This is a genomic window from Pseudomonas sp. Irchel 3E13 (assembly GCF_900187455.1).
Taxonomy (GTDB): Bacteria; Pseudomonadota; Gammaproteobacteria; order Pseudomonadales; family Pseudomonadaceae; genus Aquipseudomonas.
The window spans coordinates 254,337-277,610 of sequence record NZ_FYDX01000008.1; the positions used below are offsets into that span (position 1 = coordinate 254,337).

Sequence of the window (23,274 nt, forward strand, 5' to 3'; positions counted from 1 at the left end):
CTAGCGCCGCGTGGGGCGGATGGTCGGCGCGATCAGCGCATGGTCGGCGGTGGCGTTCTGGCGGACACGGTCCGGGGTGGCCGACTTGGACAGCGCGGCGAGGGCGACGAACCAGGCCTTGGGCATGTCGGTGGGCAGGCCAATGGGAATGCCGGCGCGCTTGGGCGTGAGGTGGAATCCGTGGCCCGGCTCCTCGAAACCCGGCGCCGTGCAGTTGATGCAGGCGTAGCCGCCGCGGGTGCACGAGCCTTCGCCGTTCCACAGGCGGTTGTTGCAGTCGCCGTGGGCCTGGGTGCCTTTGCAGCCGAGGTTTTCCATCATGCAGCCGAGGTCCGAGGGCTTCATCGCGCTGGCCTTGTACTCGTAGAACTCGTTGCGTGTGCAGCCGTGGTGGACCAGTTGGTCGGCGTAGAAACGCGGGCGGCCGAGGGCGTCCAGGTCGCTGTCGGCGAACAGCCCGGCGGCCAGCGCCATCAGCGTGTCGGTGACCCAGCCCGGGTGGGTCGGGCAGCCGGCGACGTTGATCACCGGCAAGCCCTTGCGCGAACGGTAGCCGGCGCCGAGCAGGCCGCCGGGGCGGTCGCCGTCGTATTGCAGGCCGCAGGCGTCGGTGGGGTTGTGGCCGGCCGCGGTGATGCCGCCATAGGCGGCGCAGGTGCCGATGCCGAGGGTGTAGTCGGCGACCGCGGCGAGGCGGCTGACCCAGTCGATCATCGCCACCCCGGTGCCGGCCAGCAGGTGGAACCGCCCGGTGCCGTTGGGCCCGCGCAGCAGCGAGCCTTCGATGCACAGCGCGTCGAGGTGGGTGCGGCCGGTGAGGCAGTCGTCGAGGATCGCCAGCACTTCGTCACCGCTTTCCAGCGACAGCGACGGGTGCCACAGCAACTCGATCCCGGCGCTGCGCCAGAGGCCGGCGAAGTCCTGGGTGTCGGCGCACAGCAGCGACATGTTGCAGCCGCCGCAGCCGCCAGACTGCAGCCACAGCACGCGGAACGGGGCACTCATGGCGATTCCTCCAGGCCGAAGCGGCGTAGTTTCTGGCGCAGGCCGACTCGCGACAGGCCCAGTTCGCGGGCGGTGTGGGTCTTGTTCCAGCGGTGGCGCAGCAGGGCTTCTTTCAGCAGTGTCGCCTCGATGGCGTCGAGCTGTTCCTGCAGGGTGCCGGCCGTGCGGCCGTCGGCGGCGAGGCCGGGCAGCGCGGCGCCGGCCTGTCCTTGCAAGACCTTCCAGGAAAACGCCCGGGCGCTGACTTCGGCGCTGTCGGAGAGCGCGGCGGCGCGGTAAACCTCGTTGCGCAGCTCGCGGATATTGCCCGGCCAAGGGTAGCCGAGCAGGCTGCCGAGAGCGTCGGCGGCGAAGTGCAGGCCGGGCAGGTCGAGTTCCTTGCTGGCGTCGACGAGCAGTTTGCTGGCGATCGGGATCAAATCGCCGCTGCGTTCGCGCAGCGGCGGCAAGGCCAGCGATACCCCGGCGAGGCGGTAATAGAGGTCGCTGCGAAAACGCCCGGCCTGCACGTCCGCCTCCAGGTCGCGGTGGGTGGCGGCGATGATCCGCACGTCCACCCGCACCGCCGTGGTGGCGCCGACCGGGCGCAGCTCGCCTTCCTGCAGCACCCGCAGCAGCTTGACCTGGAAGGCCGGCGAGGTGTCGCCGATCTCGTCGAGAAACAGCGTGCCGCCGTGGGCGCGCTGGATCAGGCCGACATGGTCCTGATGGGCGCCGGTAAAGGCGCCGCGCTTGTGCCCGAACAACTCCGATTCCAGCAGCGAGTCCGGCAGCGCCGCGCAGTTTTCGACGATGAAGGCGTTGCCGGCACGCGGGCTGGCGTAGTGGATGGCGCGGGCCAGCAGTTCCTTGCCGGTGCCGGACTCGCCCAGCAGCAACACCGACAGGTCGAAGCGCGCGACCCGCGCCGCCAACTCGCAGAGCGCGTCCAGCGGGCTGCCGGGAGCGCGCACGATGCGTGCGAAGTCGAAGGCATCGCGGACTTTTTCCAGCGCCTGCTGGTTGCGCCGGCGCAGCACCGGGGTGGCGGCGCGCAGTTCGACATCGAGGCGCTGCATGTGGTTGTGCAAGGCGCGGCTTTCCACGGCGTTGCGCACCGTGTTGAGCAGGTGCTCGGGCAGCCAGGGCTTGAGCAGGTACTGGTAGATCCCGGCTTCGTTGACCCCGGCGATGATGTCTTCGGAATCGGTGTAGCCGGAGAGCACGATGCGCACCACCTCGGGCCAGCGCTCGCGGCTTTCCTTGAGGAAGTCGATGCCCTGCATGCCCGGCATGCGCTGGTCGCAGAGGATCACCGCCACCGGGTGGCGTTCGAGCAGTTCGCGGGCCTGCTCAGCCGAATCGGCGAGCAGCACGTCGAACTCGTCGGCGAGCACCCGCGACAGGGATTCGCGGGAGCGCAGTTCGTCGTCGATGACCAGGATGGTGCGGACGGTGGAATCAATGCTTTCGTGAGAGGACATGGAAGCCGTTTTCGAGAGTCACAAGGCCGGGGCGGGCTGAGCGCGAATCATGACATTCGCCGCGAGGTGTAGGAAGAGAACACTACTAAGTGACGAATCCGGCAGTGCTTGAGCGGCGTCGCGCTGCCGAGCTTTTTCATTGCGCCCGAGCATATTTTTACTATTTTTCCTCGCCACGAGACTGGCGCACCATCCGCCGAAACCATAACAACCGACCGTTCCACGGTCGGTCAGGGAGTAGCGTGTGCTCGATCTCAACTACTGGCAGCAGCGGGCTGCCCGGCAAACATTCCTCGACACGGCGCTGATCGGCGGCCAGCAGATCGCGAGCGCTTCGGGCGCGACCTTCGAGGCGATCAATCCGGCCACCAACCAGTTGCTGGCGCGCGTCGCGGCGTGCGGCGAGGACGAGGTGAACCTGGCCGTGCGTTCGGCGCGGCGGGCGTTCGAAGAAGGGCCCTGGGCGCGGATGGCGCCGGTGGAGCGCAAGAAAATCCTGCTCCGGCTCTCCGAACTGCTGCTGGCCAACCGTGAAGAACTGGCGCTGCTCGACTCGCTGAACATGGGCAAGCCGGTGATGGACGCCTACACCATCGACGTGCCCGGCGCCGCGCACGTGTTCGCCTGGTACGGCGAGGCGCTGGACAAGGTTTACGACCAGGTCGCGCCCACCGCGCGCAACGCGCTGGCCACCATCACCCGCGAAGCGCTGGGCGTGGTGGCGGCGGTGGTGCCGTGGAACTTCCCGCTGGACATGGCCGCCTGGAAACTCGCCCCGGCGCTCGCCGCTGGCAACAGCGTGGTGCTCAAACCCGCCGAGCAGTCGCCGTTTTCCGCCTTGCGCCTGGGGCAACTGGCGCTGGAGGCCGGGATTCCCGAAGGCGTGCTGAACGTCGTGCCGGGCCTCGGCGAAAGCGCCGGCAAGGCCCTGGGCCTGCACCCCGACGTGGATTGCCTGGTGTTCACCGGCTCGACCCAGGTCGGCAAATACTTCATGCAGTACGCGGCGCAGTCGAACCTCAAACAGGTCTGGCTGGAGTGCGGCGGCAAGAGCCCGAACCTGGTGTTCGAGGATTGCCAGGACCTTGATCTGGCGGCGGAGAAAGCGGCGTTTGGCATCTTCTTCAACCAGGGTGAGGTGTGTTCGGCCAACTCGCGGTTGTATGTGCAGCGGTCCATTCATGACGAGTTTGTCGAGCGCTTGATCGAGAAGGCCAAGGCCTGGCTGCCCGGCGATCCGCTGAATCCTGCGAGTGGTGCCGGGGCGATTGTCGACAGCGAGCAGACCGCGCGGATCATGCGTGCCATCGAGCAGGCACAAGGGCAGGGCGCTCGGTTGTTGGCGGGGGGTGAGCAGTTGCGTATCAACGGCTCGTCCAACTTCATTCAGCCGACGATTTTTACCGACGTTGACAGCGATTCCAGCTTGGCCCGGGATGAGATTTTCGGGCCGGTGCTGGCGATCAAGGCGTTCGACAGCGAGGAGGAGGCGGTGCGCCTGGCCAACGACAGCATTTACGGGTTGGCAGCGTCGGTGTGGAGCGACGACCTGAACCGCGCCCACCGCGTGGCGCGGGCGTTGAAGGCGGGGACGGTGTCGGTCAATACCCTGGATGCGCTGGATGTTTCCGTGCCGTTTGGTGGTGGTAAACAGTCCGGGTTCGGGCGCGATTTGTCGCTGCATTCGTTTGACAAGTACACGCAGTTGAAGACGACCTGGTTTCAGTTGCGCTGAGTTCTAGGCCCATCGCGAGCAAGCTCGCTCCTACGGGCGTTGCGTCAGGCCGACGTTTGGAGGCGCAGCTCAAACCACTGTAGGAGCGAGCTTGCTCGCGATTCCGCGCCACCCCAAAACACAATACCTGCACCATCCATCAACTCACCCCAACGGGTGATTTCGGTCCCTCCCACCACGTGGGAACATCCTTTCAACCCCGGCGCCGCCGATCAGGCGGGTGCCGTCCCCAGCGTTCTTTCGGCGAGTCTTTGAAGTGGAAAACGACCAGCTTGTTTCTGCGCAATGGTTCGAACAGATGGCCAAGGTGACCGAGAGCATCGGCCATCCGGGATTCGCCGCGACGCTGTTCGAAACCCTCGGCTGCATCCAGCCGATCCAGGCCACCACGCTCTATCTCTACCCCCACGGCGGCATGCCCAGCGCGTTGTTCGAGCTGGACGGTCCCTGGCTGCCACAAGGCAACGTGCGTCACTACCTGTCCGGTTTCTACCTGCTCGACCCGTTCTACGGCGCCTGCGTGGAGAACGCGGTGTCCGGGTGCTTCGAGCTGGCCGAGGTTGCCCCCGATCATTTCGAGCTGAGTGAGTATTACCAGTCGTTCTACCGCCACTCGCACCTGCAGGACGAACTGAACTACATCCTGCAACCGTCCCCCGGGCTGAGCCTGGCGGTGTCGCTGGCCTTCACCGAGAAACTCGACGCGGCCACCACCGCGCAGTTCAAGCGCATCGCGCCGTGGGGCCTGGCCTTGCTCGGCAAGCATTTTGTCGGTTTCGACGTGCGCGGCACGCGCTTCGAGAACCAGTTGGAGCAGCGCATCCACACGGCGCTGAACAATTTCGGCTCGTCGATCCTCACCGAGCGCGAGTGCCGCATCGCCCAGTTGATCCTGCGCGGTCACTCGACCCGCTCGCTGGCCGAGCGCCTCGCGGTCTCGGAAGACACCATCAAATCGCACCGCAAAAACGTCTACAGCAAGCTCGATATCGGCACGCAGTCGGAGCTGTTTTCCCTGTTCATCGATTCCCTGGCGGCCGCCCAGGGCGTACTCAGCAAGGACCCGCTGGAAAGCTACATGAGCAAGCGTCGCTGAACGCACCCGCTCGCCTACCAACAAGAGAGAAAAACGCCATGAATGCACCCTTCGCACCGCAACGCCAGACCCGCGACTACCAGAAGGCCGATGCCGCCCACCATATCCATGCGTTTCTGGATCAGAAGGCGCTCAATGCCGAAGGGCCTCGGGTGATCGTCCGCGGCGAGGGCCTGTATCTGTGGGACAACGATGGCAACCGCTACCTGGACGGCATGTCCGGCCTGTGGTGCACCCAGCTCGGTTACGGGCGCAAGGACCTGACCGCCGCCGCCGCCGCGCAGATGGACCAACTGCCGTACTACAACCTGTTCTTCCACACCACCCACCCGGCGGTGATCGAGCTGTCCGAGCTGCTGTTCAGCCTGCTGCCGGGCCACTACAGCCACGTCATCTATACCAACTCCGGTTCCGAAGCGAACGAGGTGCTGATCCGTACCGTGCGCCGTTACTGGCAGGTGGTCGGCAAGCCGCAGAAGAAAATCATGATCGGCCGCTGGAACGGCTACCACGGCTCGACCCTGGCGGCCACCGCGCTGGGCGGCATGAAGTTCATGCACGAGATGGGCGGCCTGATTCCCGACGTCGCGCACATCGACGAGCCGTACTGGTACGCCCAGGGCGGCGAACTGACCCCGGCCGAGTTCGGTCGGCGCTGTGCTCTGCAACTGGAGGAGAAGATTCTCGAACTGGGCGCGGAGAACGTCGCCGGCTTTATCGCCGAGCCTTTCCAGGGCGCGGGCGGCATGATCTTCCCGCCGGAAAGCTACTGGCCGGAAATCCAGCGCATCTGCCGCCAGTACGATGTGCTGCTGTGCGCCGATGAAGTGATCGGCGGCTTCGGCCGCACCGGCGAGTGGTTCGCCCATGAATACTTCGGCTTCGAGCCGGACACCCTGTCGATCGCCAAGGGCCTGACGTCCGGCTACGTGCCCATGGGCGGCCTGGTGCTGGGCAAGCGCATTGCCGATGCGCTGGTGGAGCAGGGCGGGGTGTTTGCCCACGGCCTGACCTATTCCGGTCACCCGGTCGCCGCCGCGGTGGCGCTGGCCAACCTCAAGGCGCTGCGCGATGAAGGCATCGTCCGCCAGGTCAAGGACGACACCGGCCCGTACCTGCAGAAGATCCTGCGTGAGGTGTTCGCCGACCATCCGCTGATCGGCGAGATCCAGGGCGCGGGCCTGGTGGCGGCCTTGCAGTTCGCCGAGGACAAGGCCACGCGCAAGCGCTTCGCCAACGAAAACGACCTGGCCTGGCAATGCCGCACCTTCGGCTTCGAAGAGGGCCTGATCATCCGTTCCACACTGGGTCGCATGATCATGGCGCCGGCGCTGGTAGCGACCCGCGCCGAGCTGGACGAACTGGTCGACAAGACCCGCATCGCCGTCGACCGCACCGCGGGGATCGTCGGCAAGCGCTGAGTTGAACGGCGCGCCACCCCGGCCGGGGTGGCCGCCTTGCGTGCCCTTCCATAACAAGAGTCACAACGGCGGCGAAGCCTTTCGCCTGCCGCGGCGTCCTGCATCCCGATTCCAGGAGTCTGCAATGAATACAACAACAAACGTGGCCGATACGCCGTCTCACCCTTCAACCTCGCACACCGGGCGTTTTCGCCAGTCCCTGGGCTTCACCGCGCTGGTGCTGTTCGGCCTCGCCTACATGGTTCCGCTGGCGGTGTTCACCACCTACGGGCTGGTCACCGAGATGACCAAGGGGCACCTGCCCACCGCCTACCTGTTGACCCTCGCGGCCATGCTGTTCACCGCCTACAGCTACGGCTGCATGGTCCGCGCCCATCCTTTTTCGGGCTCGGTCTACACCTATACGCGCAAGGCGTTCGGGCCCTGTTTCGGCTTTATGGCCGGCTGGACCCTGCTGCTCGACTACATCTTCCTGCCGATGCTCAGCTACCTGCTGATCGGCATCTACATGTCCGAATACTTCCCGGCGATTCACCCGTGGGTGTGGGTGCTCGGTTCCATTGCCCTGGTGACCTTCTTCAACCTGATCGGCATCGAGTCCATCACCCGGGTCAATTGCGTGCTGGTGGTCGCCCAACTGATTTTCATCGCGGTATTCGTCGGCTTGTCGGTGCAAAGCCTGTCGGCGCAGGCTGAGCCGGTGTCGTTGCTGGCGCCGTTTCATCATGAGGGCTTCAGCTTCCCGCTGATCATGACCGGCGCGGCTGTGCTCTGCGTTTCCTTCGTCGGCTTCGATGCGGTTTCGACCATGGCCGAGGAAACCGCCAACCCGAAATTCCGCATCCCGCTGGCGATCATGCTGGTCACGCTGCTGGGCGGCGTATTGTTCGTCGTGGTGTCCTGGTGCGCGCAGATGGTCTACCCGGAGTGGAGCACCTTCAATGATCCCGACTCGGCCTCGGTGGAGGTCATGCGCCGGGTGGGCGGTGATCTGCTCGGCTCGGCGTTTACCGCCACCTATGTGGCTGGCTGCTTCGCCTCGGCGATGGTGTCCCAGGCCAGCGTGTCGCGGGTGCTGTTCGCCATGGGCCGGGACGGCGCGCTGCCCCGCGTGTTCGGTCGCCTGGTGTCGAAGAAACGGGTGCCGGCCAGCGCGATCATGCTGGTCAGCGTGTTGTCGCTGGTGGCGCTGTTCATCACTCTCGACACCGTCGCCAACATGATCAGCTTCGGCGCGCTGTTCGCCTTCTCGGCGGTCAACCTGGCGGTGGTCAAGCATTACCTGATCGACCAGAAACGCCGTGGCCTGCGCAACGGCCTGCTGTACGGCGCGCTGCCGGTGTCGGGCTTCTTTATCACCTTGTGGTTGTGGAGCAGCCTGTCGAGCCTGTCGTTCACCATCGGCCTGATCTGGATGGGCCTGGGGTTGATTTGCCTGCTGGTGGCGACCCGGGCGTTCCGGGTCAAGCTGCCGGAGTTGCAGATGGCCGAGTGAGTGCGGTTTACCCCGGCTGAGGGGCAGCGCAAGTAGTGGCGTATTGACACGGGGCTGGCCATTTCGTATATGGCTCGCTACGACAAACGTCCAGGGACGGAACATGCGGTTATGGGTGGCGGACGGCGCAGAGCAGATCGAGCTGTGCGAACAGGCTGAATTCAGCGCCAGCCGCCCCGACAGCGGGGCGCTCGCCTGGCAGCGCCGGGTCGAATTGCACGACTCCTGGCAGGCCGACGCCTTCGTGCAACGTCACCTGCGCGGCACCGGCCAATTGTTCGAATTGCGCCGGGTGCTGGCCCGGCAAACCCTGATGATCCACCAGCTCAGCGACGATCAGGTGCTGCAGCAGGTCGCCAATGAACTGCGCTTCGGCAGTTTGCGCGCTGATGTCTACGTCCACCGGCCGCGCGTGTGGCCCCGCGTCGATACCTTCGCCAGCCCGGCGGTGGTCGCCCCCAGCGAGCGACCCGCCGCTGTTGCCGCTGCCGCCCCGGCCAGCCCACCTCCGCCCGTTGAAGCCGCCGCTGCACCAGCGCCCGCGCCGGCTCCTGCCGTGGTGGCGGCGGTGGTCGAGCAGCCGACGGCTGAAGTGGCCGCCGCCCAGGAAACCCTCGCAGCCATGCTGGAGCAGGGCGCGCAAGAGGCGACGCCGTTCTGTGAAGTGTGCGAGCAGGCCCGGGCCGCTGCTGACCCAGTGCCCTCGCCAGAGGCCGCGGCCGTGCAGGATGCCCAGGCGGCGGTGCTGGAACAGGCGGCCGAGGAGGGCACGCCCTTCTGCGAGGCGTGCGAGCAAGCGAAGCAATCCCGCGTAGCCGCAAGCAACACGGCATCAGCGCCAGTACCGCCGCAACCGGTCGACGCCGTGCAGGGTGCGCAAGCGGCTGCGCTGGAACAGGCCGCCGTTACCGGCACCCCTTTCTGTGAAATTTGCGAGCGCAACGCATGAGCGAAGAGAACACCGAGAACGTCCCGCCACTGTCGGCGCTGGAACGCTTGCCCGCGCTGCTCTGGCCCGAGGACAGCGAGTCGCCCGACGACCAGATCTATTGGCTGCTCGACGGCGCTCGCGACCCCGGCATCGTGGCTTTGCTCGAACGCAGCGGACTTGAATCCAGTTGCCTGTACTCCGGCCCGTTGATCCCCCGGCTGAAAGCCGCCGCGCCGTGGCTGGTCAAGCTCACGCCCGGCTCGCCGGCCAGCCTGGACCTGCTGCGGCGCGGGTGGGGCAAGGCCTGGGGGATTTTCATCGAGGTCCCGGCGCAGGTGTCGATCGATCAGTTGCGCCGTCACTGCAAGAAGTTCTTGCGGGTGCGCACCGAGGACCACCGCGTGCTGATGTTCCGCTTCTATGACCCGCGAGTGCTCGGCGTGTTTCTGCCCTCCTGCGACGCGGCGCAATACCAGGCGCTGCTCGGGCCGATGAAGCGCCTGGTGGTAGAGCTGGAAGAGGGCAAGGACTGGCAGGTGTTCAGCACCGGGGGCGATGATGCTGGTGATCAGTAGCGAGCAACTGCGCCAGTTGGGCCAGTCCGCCGACGCGCTGTTCCTCAAGCAGGCCGCCGCGCGGGTGGCCCAGCATTGGCCGCGGCGGGTCGAGCGCCTGGGCCCGGCTGCACTGGAGACGCGCTTGCGCGCCGTCTACACGCTGGCGCAAGACTGCGGCGTGCGCGACCGGCCAGACATGTTGCGCCTGGCGAACGTGGCCATGGCCCTGGACGACGACCTGGGCGCGGAGTCGCCCAATACCTGGGTACGCGAGACGCTTGGCGACATACGCCTGCGGCCGGGTGACCGGCTTGATGTGCTCGATGCGCAGGTGCGCGACTGGCTGCTGGAGAAGAGGGCGCGGGGATGAAGTTCGAACCGCTGATCTTCGCGGTGGTGCCACCGGTGATCGTGCCGCCCGACGACGATCCCGTCGCCGCCTATGCCGCCATGGACAAGGAAGTGGTGGCGCTGGCGTCGTCCACCGAACTGGGCGACCCGATTCTGCCTTGCCAGAAACCGTGCATCGAAGTGACGGTGATGGACGAGGACAACACGCCACTGGCCGACACGCCTTATCGCTTGCTGCTGGAAGGGTCGTTGCTGGCCGAGGGCACCCTCGACGGCACCGGCTTCGTCGCCATTGAGGAAAAGGAGCTGCCGGCAGGGGACTGGAACATCGAGATCACCTTGCAACGCAACGAATCGACCCAGGTCGTGGAGCGCGCCGACATCCTGCTGACCGCGACGCCGCCGGCCGCTGAAGAGGCGGAAGAAGACGAAGGCGAGATCGAGGAAGAGCGCTGGCCGCCGTTCCTGGACCCCCCTTACGCCTGGCGGTAAGTCAGAAAGTGAGCGTCACCTTGATCGGCAGGTGGTCGCTGATCCCGCCTTTTTTGATGATGCGGATCTTGTGGAACACCGTGCCGCTGCGGAACACATTCGCCGCGATCGGTGTGGGTTTGGTGGCGACCAGCGGGGCGACCAGGTCGATCACGCCGGGCAAGTTCGCCGCGGTATGGCCTTTGACCAGAATGTTGTCGTAGGCGTGTTCGCGGTAGTTGTTCCAGACCGCGGCGCCCGATTTGAGGCTGGAGCGCGTCCGATCGGAAACCAGGGTCAAGCCCAGGTTGCCCAGGGTGGTGCGGTCGTCATTGTGCCCCGTCAGGTCACAGTCCGGCACGGGAGGCGACGGCACGGCGCACAGGTTCAGGTCGCCCAGGTACACGACCCTGGGCTTGCCGGTGACGCTGGCGTGTGCGCCCACCGCCGCCACGCCCAGGTTGGCCTTGCGGTTTTGGTCGGCGCCGTAGCTCGGGCTCGGGGCGTGCTGTGCGATCAGTTCGAAATCGGTATTGGTTGCCACGTCGCGGAAGGTGACATGGAACGGGCAACTTTCCCGTACACCCAGAATTTCCCAGTTGGGGATGATGGTCTTCGTCGAGTTCGTCAGCAATGTCCCCGCCTGGAACGTGACGACCGGCGTGCGGTGGAACACCAGCACGGTTTCGCCTCCGCCTTTCTTTTTGCAGTAGATAATCTGCGGCGCCACCATTGCCCAGTCCGCGCCGCCATTGGCCCGGGCGTTGAGTATCGCGAGAATCTGCGTGCCGCCGCTGGGGCCGCCACCGGTAGCGGCGGTGCCGACTTTACCTTTCTTCGTTGTTGGTTCGATGATCACGAAAATGTCGCATTCGGCGGCCCCGGCGGGCGGGTGAACCACATCCATCATCCGGTTGGTGCTGTCGGTCCTGCTCATGACCCCGGACGTGCCGGCCGCGAAATTGAAAATGTTCCAACTGATAATGCGGATCGCCATTAGCCTTGCTCCGCGGGGATCGGATTGAGTGCCGGGTTGTAGAAAGTGAAGTCGAGGTTCTCGTCGTTGCTGGCCTGGATCGACCAGCGTCCGGTGGTCAGTTCCAGGCGCAGGGCGAACTGGGTAATCGGCGGCTGCGGGTCGCTTGGCAGGTTGATTTCCATGGCGTGGATCAGTGCGGGGATATCGGCGTCATCCAGGGGGCGCAAGTTGACAATGGCGGTTTGCTCGCTTTCCTCCCTGTAGCCTTCGCAGGCGACACCGCAGACCGTCGCCCGCAGGTGCGACTCATGGATGATGCCGCCCGAGCCACCGTTGAAAGGCTGGCCCAGCACTACCCGGAACAGCGATCGGCCAAAGGAAAAATGCTCATTCGTCACCGTGGCTGTCGGTGTGCCGCGAAACAGCAGTGCGACATCCGTCATGCCGAAGGTGGTCAGGGCAATGCCGAATTGCAGGTGCAGCAACTGGGCGTCGGTGAGGGCGTTGTACAGGGCGGACGAAATCGCGCCCTTGCGCCAGGTTTCGCCACCCAGCCAGGTATCCAGATGGGCCAGCTCTCCCAGCGGCGGAAACTCGTTTTCGCAGCTCAGGAAGAAGTCATCTTCCTCACCGGCCATCGACGCGTTGGTGTCCGGGTCGTCGTCATCGACCTCGGAAGGCTCGAACCCGTCTTCCAGGTAGAGGTTCCAGCGCAGTACCCAGTCGTCGCGGCCGAGGTCCGTGTAGTAGCGGCGGCCATCCAGGCCGACGCCGACGAGGTAGCAGGTGCTGTGCGTGGCGCCCTCCAGCGTTTGCGTGATCATGTTGAGCACGCAGTGGGACAGGCGGACGTTGGTGAACTCGAGATCGAAGGGCGTGGAGCGCCAATCGCACCCATTGGACTGCTCACAGATCAACACCAGCGGCATCTGGCTGCGGACCGCCTGCTGTAAGTTGGGGCCGAACTGGAAGGCCTGGTAGTAATGCGCGCCCTGCAGAATCGGCATCGCTGTTTCGCTGCCTTCAATGGCGATGGCCGACTCGACGTACACCGGTGTCGAATCGAAGCGCAGGCTGGCCAGGCCACTGTCCACGGTTTGCGCCTTTTGTTCCGGGCACAGTGGGTAGAGCGCGGGATGGCCGGAGATGTCCTGGACGTTGACGATACACACCGCCTGCGGAGTCCAATCGTTCCCGCTGCGCTGGAACCAGGCCGCCGCCTGAAAGGGCGATTGGTCGTCAAGCACGCCTTCGACGAACATCGTGTTGTCCGAGGTCGATGCCAGCTCTTCGGTATAGGTCGCCGACGCCTTCGCACCACGGGATTTCACCTTGGCCATGATCCGCTTGAGGACTTTGATCTTGTACTGGAGCAGCTTCTCTTCGCGGGCCTTGTCGCGATAGCGCACGCCCAGGCGCGCGCTGTCCCACTTGTGCTTGAGCTTGTTCTTCCTCAGGGTGCGTTGTGAGCCGGTGTATTTGCTTTCCCCGCTGTGCGCCCATCGAACGTCGCTGGTCTTGACCTTCCACGCGCCGGTGTTTCGCCAGATCAAGGATGACCGTTCAAGGTCGCCCAGATGATCGCGGTCCCCTGTTCCACGGGCACCCCAGATACGCTGGTAGTAAACGCCGGCAATTTCGATGAGCTCCTTTCCCATTACGGCCTCGGCTGCAGCTGAGGTTTGGCCGGGCTGGCGCGGCGCACCTTATTCATGCTCGTTCAGCCAATGGGGCTTGCGGGTGAAGCCGACGTGGTAGACCAGCGCCTGCAGGGCTTCCTGGCGGCCCGCGACCTCGACCGACACCAGGGTTTTCTCGATACCGATGATCCGGCCCTTGGGGGTGTTGTTCAGGCAGCGGTTGAGCAGGTCTGTCTGGTCATCGATAGCGGCCTGCGAGAGTGGATTGGTCGGATCCGTGTTGCCGATCACGATACGTTTGACGTAGCCAACGTCACTCAGATCGAACATCTCGTTTCTCCTTGAGGGGATGTTTGTGGCATCCCGCCATCATTCACATTTTGCGGGGTGGAGGGAAGGGGGGAGGGTGTTTCGCGCAGACTCAAAATCGTGCGGCGCTCAAGGGGGTTTCGCGAGCAAGCTCGCTCCTACAGGAGGCCGAAAGGCGCCGGCAGCCTCGCCGCATCGAACGGATAAGTCCGCAAAGCCAAAGATCATCGTCCCCAGGACCCCGTGAAAAACCAAAAAAAAGGCCGCCGGGGGAATCCCCCCGGCGGCCTTTCTGTTTACCGCGTTACGACTTACTTGTTGTAAGTCATCACGCCATCTTCACCTTCGACAAAACCACGGAACGGGCTGACCTGCGAAGCGTTCAACAGACCCGCGTCGAAGAGTTTCTCCGGACCGGTCTGCTGAACCACCGCCGGCTGCAGCAGCGCTTCCATGAAGCGACGGCTTTCAGCCAGGCTGCCACCGATCACGCGGTTGCCCAGGTCGACCTGCGACGAGTCGTTGACGTCGCCCATCAGTTCCTGGATCAGCGCGTTGGTGCCGTTGTCCGCCTTGAGCGATACCGACCAGGCACGGACGTTGGCGACGCCCGGCATGTTGTCCAGTACCTGCGGTGCGACGAACACCACGCGACCACCACCGACATCGTTGGAGGTCTGGATCGACGCAACGCTGATGCTGCGACCGCCGGTGTAGCTGACGGTGCCGTTGCCGGTGCTGGTGGTGGAGGTCGGCGCCATGACGACGTTGCCGCTGCCGTTGACGTTGACGTTGCCGCGACCACTGGTGGTGATGTTGGCGTTCTGGTTGATGTTGCCGCCGTTGAGGGTGATGTTGCCGCCGCCGGTGTGCGAGACACCGCCGTTGACGTTCAGGTCGCCCGCGCTGGTCAGTACGATGTCGCCCTGGGACGCGGTCAGCGCCGTCAGGTTCAGCGCCGAGGTCGAGGTGCTGTTCAGCACCGCGCCACCGTTGCCGCCGGTGGACGCCAGGTTACGCACGTTGACGTCGAAGGCATTGCCGCTCTGGCCGACGCCGTTGGCGGCGGTCAGGTTGGCGCTCTGCGCGTTGACGTTGCTCACCGTGTTGTTGTTGACGTCGCGGATGGCGCCGGCGTTGGCGTTCAGGGTGACGGCGTGGCCAGTGGCATTGATCACGTCGACGTTGAGGTTGCCGGTCGCGCTGTTGACGGCAACGTCGCCATTGGCGCTGTTGACGGTCAGGCGATCCAGGCCATCCGCTTCGTTGATGGCGATGTTGCCGCTGTTGCTGACCTGGGCGTTGATGCTGGTTGCCTTGGTCTGCAGGGCACCGTTGGCGCCGATACCGTCGGTGGCGCTCAGGTTCAGGGCGTTGCCCTGGACGCGGGTGGTGCTGTTGCCATCGTCGACCAGTTGGCCGTTTTCGGCGGTCAGCGCTACCGAGCCGGTGCCGCTGACGTTGCCCACCACGGCGTTGCCATCGGCGACCACGACCTGCACGTTACCGTTGCCGGTGCTGACGTTCTCCAGGGTTGCCGCCTGCGACTGAGCCAGGTTCACGTCGCCGCGGGTGGTGCTGGCGTCGAGGGTGTTGCCGGTCAGTTTCAGAGCGCCTTGCGAGCCGTTGCCCAGGCCGTTGGCCGCGTCGAGTTCGATGCGGTCGCCGGTGATGCCGGTGGCTTGTGCCACGCGAGCCAGCATGCGAGCGAAGAAGCTCGGCTGCTGGGTCACGATGGCGCCGCCGGTGGAGGTCAGGCTGACATTCTGGCTGCCGGCGTTCACGGTGTTCACGCCGATGTCGCCGCCAGCGGTCACGCGGATGTTGCCGTCCGCAGTGTTCAGGCGGGTGAGGGTGATGGCGTCGTCTTCGGTCAGGGCGATATTGCCGCTGCCGTTGACCCATACCGTGGCGCTGTCGACAGCGGTGTGCAGGTTGACGCCGGTTTCAGCGTCGACGTTCAGGTCGCCGCCTTTGACCAGGCCGCCGGCCAGGGTTTCGACCTTGCCGCTGGAGGTCAGCGCGATGCTGTCGCCCTGCAGTTGCTTGATGGTGATGTCGCCCGCGTTGACCGACACCTGGCCGTTGGCGGCCGCGACGTTGTCGAGGGTGATGGCGTTGGCTTCGTCGACCACGATCGAGCCGCTGTCGGCCTTGGCCACCAGGGTGTCGATGTCGGTGCGCAGGGCATCGTTGCTGCCGATGTTGCCCGACGCGGTCGCGGTCAGTTGCTTGGCGGTGACGTTACGCGCCGCGTTGCCCTGGACCTGGATGTCGCCGGCCTTGGCCGTCAGCGTGGCGTTGCCGTCGGCGGTGCGGATCTGGTCGATCAGCAGGTTGCCGCCCGCGGTGTAGGCCACGTTGCCCTGGCTGTTGACGTTGGTCAGCGCGCCGACGCTCATGGTCAGGTCGCCTTTGGCGTCCGCCGAGACGTTGCCGTTGTTGACCCCGAGGGTGCCGTTCTGCACCAGGTTGCCCTGGGCGGTCACGCTCACGTTGCCGCTATCGACGCCGATTTCCTGCACGGTGGCGTTGCCCGCCGCGCTGTAGTCGACATTGCCGGTCGTGGTTGTGGTGCTGGCGACGGAGGTCATCAGCAGGTCACGGCCGGCGTTGGCGCCGACGTTGCCTTGAGCGGCGTTGACCAGGGCGTTCTGAGTCAGGTCGCGGCCCGCGTTCAGGCTGACATTGCCGTTGAAGGTGCTGGTTGCGCCGTTGAGGGTGACATCGTTACCCGCGAAGGTCGTGACGTCGCCGGCATCGGTGTGCACCAGCGCATTCTGGGTCAGGTTCTGGCCCGCACTCAGCGCGATGTTGCCTTGAGCGGTGCTGGTTTCGCCGTTGAGGGTGACGTCGCGACCCGCGGAGGTCGTGATGTTGCCCGCGCCGGAGTGGACCAGGCCGTTCTGGGTCAGGTTGCCCTGCTCGGCGCCGAGCGTGATGGCGCCGTTGCCGGTGGACAGGTTCTCCAGGCTGGCGTTGTGCGCGGCGTTGTAGACGATGTCGCCGTTGCCGGTAACCACGCTGTGCACGCCGGACGCCATCAGCAGGTCACGACCGGCCTTGGCGGTGATGTTGCCTGCGCCGGTCTGCACCAGAGCGTTCTGGGTCAGGTTGCCATCGGCGTGCGCGTTGATGTTGCCCGCGCCGGTTTGCACCAGGGCGTTCTGGGTCAGATTGCCTTTGGCCGCCAGATCGACGTTGCCGTTGCCGGTGGTCACCTGCTGCAGGTTGGCGTTGTCGCCAGCGCTGTAGTTGATGTTGCCGGTGCCGACGACGGTGGTGTCGGTCTGGGTGGTCAGGTCGCCATCGGCGTGCGCGGTGATGTTGCCCGCGCCGGTTTGCACCAGAGCGTTCTGGGTCAGATTGCCTTTGGCCGCCAGATCAACGTTGCCGTTACCGGTGGTCACCTGCTGCAGATTGGCGTTGCCGCCAGCGCTGTAGTCGATGTTGCCGGTACCCACCACGGTGGTATCACCCTGGGTGGTCAGGTCGCCACCGGCGTGCGCGGTGATGTTGCCTGCAGCGGTCAGCACCTGTTGGTGCTGAGTCAGGTCACCGCCTGCGTTCAGTTTGATGTTGCCGCCGTTGGTGCCCACGTGCTGCAGGCTGATGTTGCCGCCAGCGCTGAGGTCGATGTTGCCTGCGAACATTGCGCCTGTAAGGGCCAGGGTGGTCAGGTCGCGGCCGGCGTGAGCGGTGATGTTGCCCGAGCCGGTCAGCAACTGGCCGTTCTGGACCAGGTTGCCCTGTTGCGCGCTCACATTGACGTCGCCAGCGTAGGCGCCCACGTCTTGCAGCGAGGCATTGCCGCCTGCGGCGACGGTGACGTTGCCGGAAACCGACGAGGCGGTCTGGGCATTCGCGTCCATCGTGATGTCGCCGTCGGCGGTCACCGCGATGTTGCCGGCCTTGGTCTTGGTATCGGCGTTTTGTTGAATGTTGCCGCCAGCCTTCACCGCAATGTTGCCGGTGTCCGCCACGATCTGCTCGTCCTGCTGGACGTTGCCGCCAGCGTTGACCGAAATATCGCCGTTCTCGGTTTCGATCTGAGCGTTCTGCTGGACGTCACCGCCCGCGCCCAGACGTACCGCGCCAGAGGTAGTGGCCGTCACGGATTCGTTGACGGTCAGGTTGCCGGCGGTGCCGACTTCGATAGCGCCGTCGGTGCTGTTCAGGCCGGAGAGCGTGCCGAGGCCCAGGTTCTGGGCGAGGGTGCCGATGACCAGGTCACCGTCCAGATCGTTGAGCTTGAGGCTGCCCGTTGTGGTTTTGCCGGCGAGGTTGCCGACCTTGACGTTCAGCGCGTTGGCCGCGCCGATACCGTTCTCTGCACGCAGGGTCAGGTTGGCGGCATCGATGTTGCTGGTGCCGTCGGTCTTGGTGTTGGTGATCTGGTTGCCGGCGACCAGGGTGACCGTGTCGCTGGTGGTGCCGGTGCTCAGGGTGCCGACGTTCAGCGAACCACCGGTGGTGACGGTGACGTTGCCGTGGTCGGTTTCCAGGGTGCCGATGGTCAGGTCATCGACGTCGGCCAGGTTGACCTCGCCAGCGGCGGTGACGTTGACGGTGTTGACCTGGGTGTCCAGCGCACGGTTGGCGTTGCCGCCGGTGGCGCCGACGCTGCCTGCCGCGTTGATGTTCAGGGTGTCGGCGACGATCAGGGTGCTGTTGTCTTGGTCATCGTCCACCGCGCCATCGGCGCGCAGGTTGATGGTGCCGGTGCCGGCGTCCAGGTTGCGGACCAGCACTGCGCCACCGGCCGTCAGGTCGATGTTGCCGCTGGCGGTTTGCAGGCGGTTCGCGGTCACGGCGTTGGCTTCACGCAGGGTGATGTTGCCCGCGTGGGTGACTTCGGCGTTGAGGGTGTCGACGTCGGTGTCCAGGTCGATGGCGCCGGCAGCCGTGGCTACCAGGGTGCCGCCCTGGACGTTGCGCTCGACGGTGTTGCCGTCAATGATCGAGCCGTTGGTGCTGGTCAGGCTCACGGTGTGGGTGTGAGTGCTGTCTTTTACCAGTTGGTCGATTTTCAGCGAGCCGTCGGTGGTGACGCTGATGTCGCCCGCGCCGGTGATGCCTTTGACCGCGCCTTGGGTGCCGATGGTCAGCAGGGCGCCGCCGTTGGCGTTGACGATGGCCACGCCGCCGTTGCCGGCGTCGGCCGCCACGCGGTCGGTCCTGGTGTTGACGGCCTGGTTGGCGCCGATGCCGTTGCCGGCGACCATTTTCAGGTCTGGCGTTGCCAGCGTGCCGCCCTGGCCGAGGATGGCCTGGCCAGCCTTGAGGCTGATGGAGGTGTCGCTGTTGACGCTGCCGACCACACCGATGTTGTTGTTGGCTTCGGCGACGATCTTCTGGCCGGCGGCGACGGTGATGTCACCCAGGCCCAGGCTGCCGGCGGAGTCCAGGTACAGGCTGGAGTCGATGACGCCGCCGTTGTTGATGTCCAGACGGTTGGCGGTGATGCCCAGCGGCTTGTCGGCGGAGCTGTCGATCTGCTGGTTCAGGTTGTACGCGGCCACGGCTTGCTTGCGCACTTGCAAGGAGGCGTCGCGGGCGGTGTTGGCCTTGAACACCGCGAGGTCGGCGGTGGCCTTGGAGGTGGCGGTGGTGTCGCGGATGGCGGTGGTGGTCGCCAGGTTGGTCGCGGCGGTGTAGACCGCGGCGTTGGCCACGTCCAGGGTGTTGTTCAGCTCGACCAGCAGGTCTTGTTGCGGGGCCAGGCTGTAGCGCTCGTAGCTGTCCAGCGCCAGGGTGGCGGCGGACAACACCAGGTCGACCACGGCGAACGCCGCGTCGGCACCGGCGTCACCGGAGAACGGAATGGCCTGGGCGGCGCCGGCGATGACCGCGGCGGCGTTGCGGACCACGCTGGCGGCGTTGAGTGCGGTGTTCAGGCCGTCGGCGACCTTGGACATGCTGTCGACTTTGTTCGACTGCGCGGTCGCGGAGATATCCGCCAGGCGCTGGGTCAGCTCGGCCAGGCTGTTCTGCACGGTGGCAGAGGTGACCAGGGCCTCGTAGTCCTTGAGCTGCTGGATCAGGATGTTCAGTTGCAGCAGCTTGGCGGCCGCTTCGGCATCGCGCGCCGAGTATTCGGCGATGGCGGTGTCGCGGGTCAGCTCGGCGGTGTACTTGCTCGGGGTGCTGGCGGTCAGGCTGACGTTGTTGCCGCGAATGTTCTGCGCGGTGCCGTTGCCGTCGAGGATCACGCCGCCGGCCGAAGCGACGGTGACGTTACCGGTGGTGCCGGCATCGAGCATGCCGATGGTGATGTTGGACTGCGCTTGCAGGGTGATGTTGCCGCCGTCGGTCTTCAGGTTGCCGGCGATGATCACGCCGTCATAACCCGGCACCTGCGAGCTGGCCTTGTTCATCGCGGTCAGGGTGATGCTGCCGCCACCTGGCAGGTAGATGGTGTCGGTCTGGTTGAGGAAGACGATGTTGCCCGAGGTCGCGGTCAGGGTCAGCGAGCCGCCATCCATGGTGATGGTGCCGCCGCTGTTGTCCAGCACGGTGATCGCGGTGGCGACGATGGTGATCGCGCTCGCGCCCTTGCCGGTCAGCGAGCTGCTGTTCACGGCCACGGCACCGGCGTTGGTGGCGGTCACGCCACCGCTGCCGCCGGCGGCGGAGAGGAAGCTGACATCCAGGTCCAGTTGGCCCTGTTTGCCGATGCCGCCGGGTGCGCTCATGTCCAGTTCGCGGGCGACGACGTTGGCTTTGGTCTTGTTGCTGCGGCCATCTTCGATGGTGCCGCCGGCGCTCAGCTTGACGTTGTTGCCGCCGGCGTCGACGTTGCCCAGCTTGATGCTGCCGTCCGCGGCGATCTGGATGTCGCTGCCGGTGCCGCCGCTGGTGGCCTGCACCAGGGACAGCAGGTTGCCGTTGCTCTGGCGGGCGTAGATACCGCCGTTGGCGGCGTCGATCACCAGTTCGTCGACCTGGATTTCAATGGCGTCGCCCGAGGTGCCGAACGATTTCACCGCCGCGGTCAGGCCGCTGGTGATGAAGTTGGCGGCCGAGCCGTTGCCGTCGGTGACGTTGCCGGAGACCTTGAAGTCGACGGTGCCGCCGGCCTTGACCTGGCCGACGACCACGTCACCGGAGTTCTGGAAGGCGATCTTGCCTTGGGTGGCGAGGACGTCCAGCAGGCTGATGGCGCCGATGTTGGCGTAGTTGATGTCGCCGCCGGTAGCGGTCAGGTTGACCGCGCCACCGGCCACTTGGCTGGACAGCGCTTTGCTGCTGGTGCCGATGGAGGCGCCGGTGACGTTCAGCGAGCCGGCGGAGATCGGCGTGCCAACGGCGTCGGCGGCGGTGGTGACAGCGCCACCGGCGGTCAGCTCGACGGCTTTCTTGGCGACGATCGAGTTGACCGCCAGGTTGCCGCTCTGGCCGACGGTGACGGCACCGTTGGTGGAGTTGGCCTTGGCGGTCACGGTCAGGTCGGCGGAGGTGTTGGCGACGTTGGCGATGCCGTTGCGGCTGGTCAGGTTCAGCGTGCTGGCCTGGGTCTGCAGGGCAGTACCGACGGCGCCGACGTTACCCGAGGCGTCGATGACCACGTCTTTACCGACGATGCTGCCGCTGCCCTGGGTGATGTCACCGGCGGCGGTCAGCGAGACGCTCTTGTCGGCGCCGGCATCGATGCCGTTCAGCTTGAAGCCGCTGGCGGTGTTGGAGAACGACAGGTCCAGCGCCTGGGTGCGGTTCAGGGTCAGGCTGTTGAGGTTGCGGCTGTAGACCAGCGAACCACCGGTGAAGGCGACGTTGGTGTCACCGTTCGGCGTGGTCACCGACAGGCTGTTCAGCGCCTTGCCGTTGGACAGGTACACGCCGGACTGGGCCGCGGTGGTGGTGGCGGTGATCTTGTCGACGCTGGTGCTCAGCGCCTTGTTGGCGGCACCGATAGCGGATTTGCTCGACGCGGTCAGCTCGCCCGCGGTGACGTTGGTACCGGAACCGGTGGCCGTGATGCCGCCGTTGCCCGCGGTGAGGTCGACCTTGCCGCCGGTGGCGGTGATGCTGCCGACGGTGATGTTGCCCTGGGTCGCGTTGAGCACGACGTTGTTGTCGGTGCCGGCGGCGGTGAGGGTGCCGATGGTCAGGCCCTGGCTTTCGCTCAGGTACACGCCACCGTTGCCGGCCGCGGCGTTGACGGTGTTGCTCTGGGTGCTCAGGGCCTGGGAGGCGTCGCCGACTTCGGTGCCGGCGTTGAGGTTGACGGTGCGGCCGACCAGCGAGGTGCCCGCCTGGGCGGCCAGGATGCTGCCGGTGTCGGAGGTCACGGTCAGGCTGTTGGTGGCCGAGACGGTGCCGGTGAGGACCACGCCTTCGGTGGCCTGCACCTTGACGTTCTTGCTGCCGGTGTTGCCGTTGCTCAGGGTGATCGAACCGCTGTTGTCGATGGCGCCGGAAACCGCGGGCTGGCCATTGATGGTGATCTGCTCGCGAGCGACGACGTCGCCGAGAATCACGGCGCCCTGGTTCTTGACGTTGATGCCGCCGTTCTGGGTCGAGGCGGAGAGCACGCCGACCTTGGTGTTGACCGCGTCGCTGTCGGTGCCCACGGCGCCGTCGGCGACGAACTTGGCCGAGTAGCCGGAAACGTTGGTTTTGCTGGTGTCGGCCGAGGTGATGCTGCCGTTCTGGGCGGTGATCACCACGCTGCCGCCTTCGGTCGCGGTGCCGGCGTTGACTTCGCCCAGTGCCACGCCGCCGTTGACGTCGGTGACCAGCACGTGGCCGTTGGCGGCATTGGCGTTGAGCACGTCGGCGTCGACGCGCAGGGCCGCGCCTTCGGCGCCGATGGAAGCACCGGCGCCGGTGACCGAGAGGTTCAGGGTGTTGGCGCGGGTGGCGCTGTTGTCGGCGGTGGTGATGGTGTTGGTCGCGGCCAGGGTCGCGGTGGTGGCCGCGGCGACGCCGACACCCTTGATGGTGCCCGCCTGGACGATATCGCCCGCGTTGATGGTCAGGTCGGTGGCTTCGATGATGCCGCCGTTGTTGACCACCGAGCTCATCAGGCCGCTGGCGGAGTTGCCCTGCAGCAGGACGGTCTGGGCCGAAACGGTACCGCTGTTGTTGACGCCGGTGAGGTCGTTGCCGGTGGCGGCGGCCAGGGTGTCGGCGGACACGCTGAAGTTGATCAGGTTGCTGCCTTGCAGGTTGACGGTGAAGCGGTCACCGGCAGCCATGGTCACGCGGCCGACGTTGGCGATCACGTAGCCGGAGTTGTCGACCTTCGGTGCCACCAGATAGACGAAGCCACCGCTGCCGGTGGTGATCTGGCCCTGGTTGGCGATGCTGGCCAGGTCTTTGCCGGCGACTTGGGTGAAGTTCAGTTGGCCACCGTTGAGGAAGCTCTGGTCGGTGACGTCGAAGGTGGTCGCCAGCAGGCCGGCCACGTCGACCTGGGAACCGGCGCCGAAAACGATGCCGTTGGGGTTGATCAGGAAGATGTTGCCGTTGGCCTGGAGGGCGCCCTGGATCTGCGAGACCTGGCTGCCCAGCACCCGGTTCAGGGTGATCGAGTCGTTACCGGCGTTCTGTGCGAAACGCACCAGCTCGCCAGCGTCGATGCTGAAGTCGGTCCAGTTGATGATGCCTTTCTGCAACGCCTGGGTGATGACCAGTTCGTTGTTGTTCATGGTGCCGATGGAGATGCCACCGGACACGGCCACGCCGCCTGTGGGTGCTGCGAATGCAACCGAACTGCTGGCGCCGATCACGGAAACCGAGACCGCCTTGATGAATGTCTTCGTGCCTTTTTTCTTGCGGGACATGAGTACTTACCTGTGCGAATTGGGTGTGGTTTC

General features: G+C 65.6%; 14 protein-coding genes. 8 read left to right on the forward strand and 6 right to left on the reverse strand.

Annotation, left to right across the window (positions count from 1 at the left end):
• Both CKW37_RS16120 and CKW37_RS16125 read right to left on the reverse strand, forming a co-directional pair.
• Nucleotides 1-1,005 (reverse strand): HupU protein, encoded by a 1,005-nt coding sequence (locus CKW37_RS16120; RefSeq protein WP_095156697.1) that lies wholly within the window; start codon nucleotides 1,003-1,005, stop codon nucleotides 1-3.
• Nucleotides 1,002-2,468 carry a sigma-54 dependent transcriptional regulator gene (locus CKW37_RS16125; protein ID WP_177454432.1) on the reverse strand — a complete coding sequence of 489 codons (1,467 nt, stop codon included), beginning with the start codon at nucleotides 2,466-2,468 and terminating at the stop codon, nucleotides 1,002-1,004. Before CKW37_RS16125 ends, CKW37_RS16120 begins: the two co-directional genes overlap by 4 nt.
• A gap of 244 nt (nucleotides 2,469-2,712) precedes the next feature.
• Between CKW37_RS16125 and CKW37_RS16130 the strand changes: the two genes are divergently transcribed.
• The 8 genes from CKW37_RS16130 to CKW37_RS16165 all read left to right on the forward strand — a co-directional run bounded on the left by CKW37_RS16130 (nucleotide 2,713) and on the right by CKW37_RS16165 (nucleotide 10,546).
• The gene (locus CKW37_RS16130) at nucleotides 2,713-4,203 is read left to right on the forward strand and encodes an aldehyde dehydrogenase (RefSeq protein WP_095156698.1); all 1,491 of its coding nucleotides are present in this window, start codon (nucleotides 2,713-2,715) and stop codon (nucleotides 4,201-4,203) included.
• A gap of 298 nt (nucleotides 4,204-4,501) precedes the next feature.
• Nucleotides 4,502-5,299: a response regulator transcription factor gene (locus tag CKW37_RS16135; RefSeq protein ID WP_095156792.1), complete on the forward strand. Its 798-nt coding sequence runs from the start codon at nucleotides 4,502-4,504 to the stop codon at nucleotides 5,297-5,299.
• Nucleotides 5,300-5,337: 38 nt separating this feature from the next.
• Nucleotides 5,338-6,720: an aspartate aminotransferase family protein gene (locus tag CKW37_RS16140; protein ID WP_095156699.1), complete on the forward strand. Its 1,383-nt coding sequence runs from the start codon at nucleotides 5,338-5,340 to the stop codon at nucleotides 6,718-6,720.
• A gap of 124 nt (nucleotides 6,721-6,844) precedes the next feature.
• Nucleotides 6,845-8,215, forward strand: coding sequence for an APC family permease (locus CKW37_RS16145; protein ID WP_095156700.1), 1,371 nt, complete (start codon nucleotides 6,845-6,847; stop codon nucleotides 8,213-8,215).
• Nucleotides 8,216-8,318: 103 nt separating this feature from the next.
• Entirely contained in the window at nucleotides 8,319-9,164 is an 846-nt protein-coding gene (locus CKW37_RS16150) for a hypothetical protein (protein ID WP_143502010.1), read from the forward strand.
• Nucleotides 9,161-9,721 carry a DUF4123 domain-containing protein gene (locus CKW37_RS16155; RefSeq protein ID WP_095156702.1) on the forward strand — a complete coding sequence of 187 codons (561 nt, stop codon included), beginning with the start codon at nucleotides 9,161-9,163 and terminating at the stop codon, nucleotides 9,719-9,721. Before CKW37_RS16150 ends, CKW37_RS16155 begins: the two co-directional genes overlap by 4 nt.
• Nucleotides 9,705-10,073 carry a hypothetical protein gene (locus CKW37_RS16160; protein ID WP_095156703.1) on the forward strand — a complete coding sequence of 123 codons (369 nt, stop codon included), beginning with the start codon at nucleotides 9,705-9,707 and terminating at the stop codon, nucleotides 10,071-10,073. Before CKW37_RS16155 ends, CKW37_RS16160 begins: the two co-directional genes overlap by 17 nt.
• Nucleotides 10,070-10,546 (forward strand): hypothetical protein, encoded by a 477-nt coding sequence (locus CKW37_RS16165; protein ID WP_095156704.1) that lies wholly within the window; start codon nucleotides 10,070-10,072, stop codon nucleotides 10,544-10,546. Before CKW37_RS16160 ends, CKW37_RS16165 begins: the two co-directional genes overlap by 4 nt.
• Nucleotide 10,547: 1 nt before the next feature.
• Here CKW37_RS16165 and CKW37_RS16170 read toward each other — a convergent pair whose 3' ends face one another.
• The 4 genes from CKW37_RS16170 to CKW37_RS16185 form a co-directional block, all read right to left on the reverse strand.
• Nucleotides 10,548-11,522, reverse strand: a complete 975-nt coding sequence (locus tag CKW37_RS16170; protein ID WP_095156705.1) for an endonuclease/exonuclease/phosphatase family protein — start codon at nucleotides 11,520-11,522, stop codon at nucleotides 10,548-10,550.
• A complete protein-coding gene (locus tag CKW37_RS16175) occupies nucleotides 11,522-13,162 on the reverse strand; it encodes a hypothetical protein (protein ID WP_095156706.1) in 1,641 nt (546 codons plus the stop codon). The genes CKW37_RS16170 and CKW37_RS16175 overlap by 1 nt, the downstream gene beginning before the upstream one ends.
• A gap of 48 nt (nucleotides 13,163-13,210) precedes the next feature.
• Complete coding sequence (locus tag CKW37_RS16180) at nucleotides 13,211-13,474, reverse strand: hypothetical protein (protein WP_095156707.1); 264 nt, start codon at nucleotides 13,472-13,474, stop codon at nucleotides 13,211-13,213.
• A 290-nt stretch (nucleotides 13,475-13,764) separates the two neighbouring features.
• Entirely contained in the window at nucleotides 13,765-23,241 is a 9,477-nt protein-coding gene (locus tag CKW37_RS16185; protein ID WP_095156708.1) for a filamentous hemagglutinin N-terminal domain-containing protein, read from the reverse strand.
• Between the last annotated feature and the right edge of the window lie 33 nt (nucleotides 23,242-23,274).

Excerpts from the sequence above, each read along its gene's own strand:
- CKW37_RS16140 (WP_095156699.1), top strand. The coding sequence starts at position 5,338 with ATGAATGCACCCTTCGCACCGCAACGCCAGACCCGCGACTACCAGAAG.
- CKW37_RS16165 (WP_095156704.1), top strand. The coding sequence starts at position 10,070 with ATGAAGTTCGAACCGCTGATCTTCGCGGTGGTGCCACCGGTGATCGTG.
- CKW37_RS16170 (WP_095156705.1), bottom strand. The coding sequence starts at position 11,522 with ATGGCGATCCGCATTATCAGTTGGAACATTTTCAATTTCGCGGCCGGC.
- CKW37_RS16180 (WP_095156707.1), bottom strand. The coding sequence starts at position 13,474 with ATGTTCGATCTGAGTGACGTTGGCTACGTCAAACGTATCGTGATCGGC.
- CKW37_RS16175 (WP_095156706.1), bottom strand. The coding sequence starts at position 13,162 with ATGGGAAAGGAGCTCATCGAAATTGCCGGCGTTTACTACCAGCGTATC.
- CKW37_RS16160 (WP_095156703.1), top strand. The coding sequence starts at position 9,705 with ATGCTGGTGATCAGTAGCGAGCAACTGCGCCAGTTGGGCCAGTCCGCC.
- CKW37_RS16125 (WP_177454432.1), bottom strand. The coding sequence starts at position 2,468 with ATGTCCTCTCACGAAAGCATTGATTCCACCGTCCGCACCATCCTGGTC.
- CKW37_RS16150 (WP_143502010.1), top strand. The coding sequence starts at position 8,319 with ATGCGGTTATGGGTGGCGGACGGCGCAGAGCAGATCGAGCTGTGCGAA.
- CKW37_RS16135 (WP_095156792.1), top strand. The coding sequence starts at position 4,502 with ATGGCCAAGGTGACCGAGAGCATCGGCCATCCGGGATTCGCCGCGACG.
- CKW37_RS16185 (WP_095156708.1), bottom strand. The coding sequence starts at position 23,241 with ATGTCCCGCAAGAAAAAAGGCACGAAGACATTCATCAAGGCGGTCTCG.
- CKW37_RS16120 (WP_095156697.1), bottom strand. The coding sequence starts at position 1,005 with ATGAGTGCCCCGTTCCGCGTGCTGTGGCTGCAGTCTGGCGGCTGCGGC.
- CKW37_RS16155 (WP_095156702.1), top strand. The coding sequence starts at position 9,161 with ATGAGCGAAGAGAACACCGAGAACGTCCCGCCACTGTCGGCGCTGGAA.
- CKW37_RS16145 (WP_095156700.1), top strand. The coding sequence starts at position 6,845 with ATGAATACAACAACAAACGTGGCCGATACGCCGTCTCACCCTTCAACC.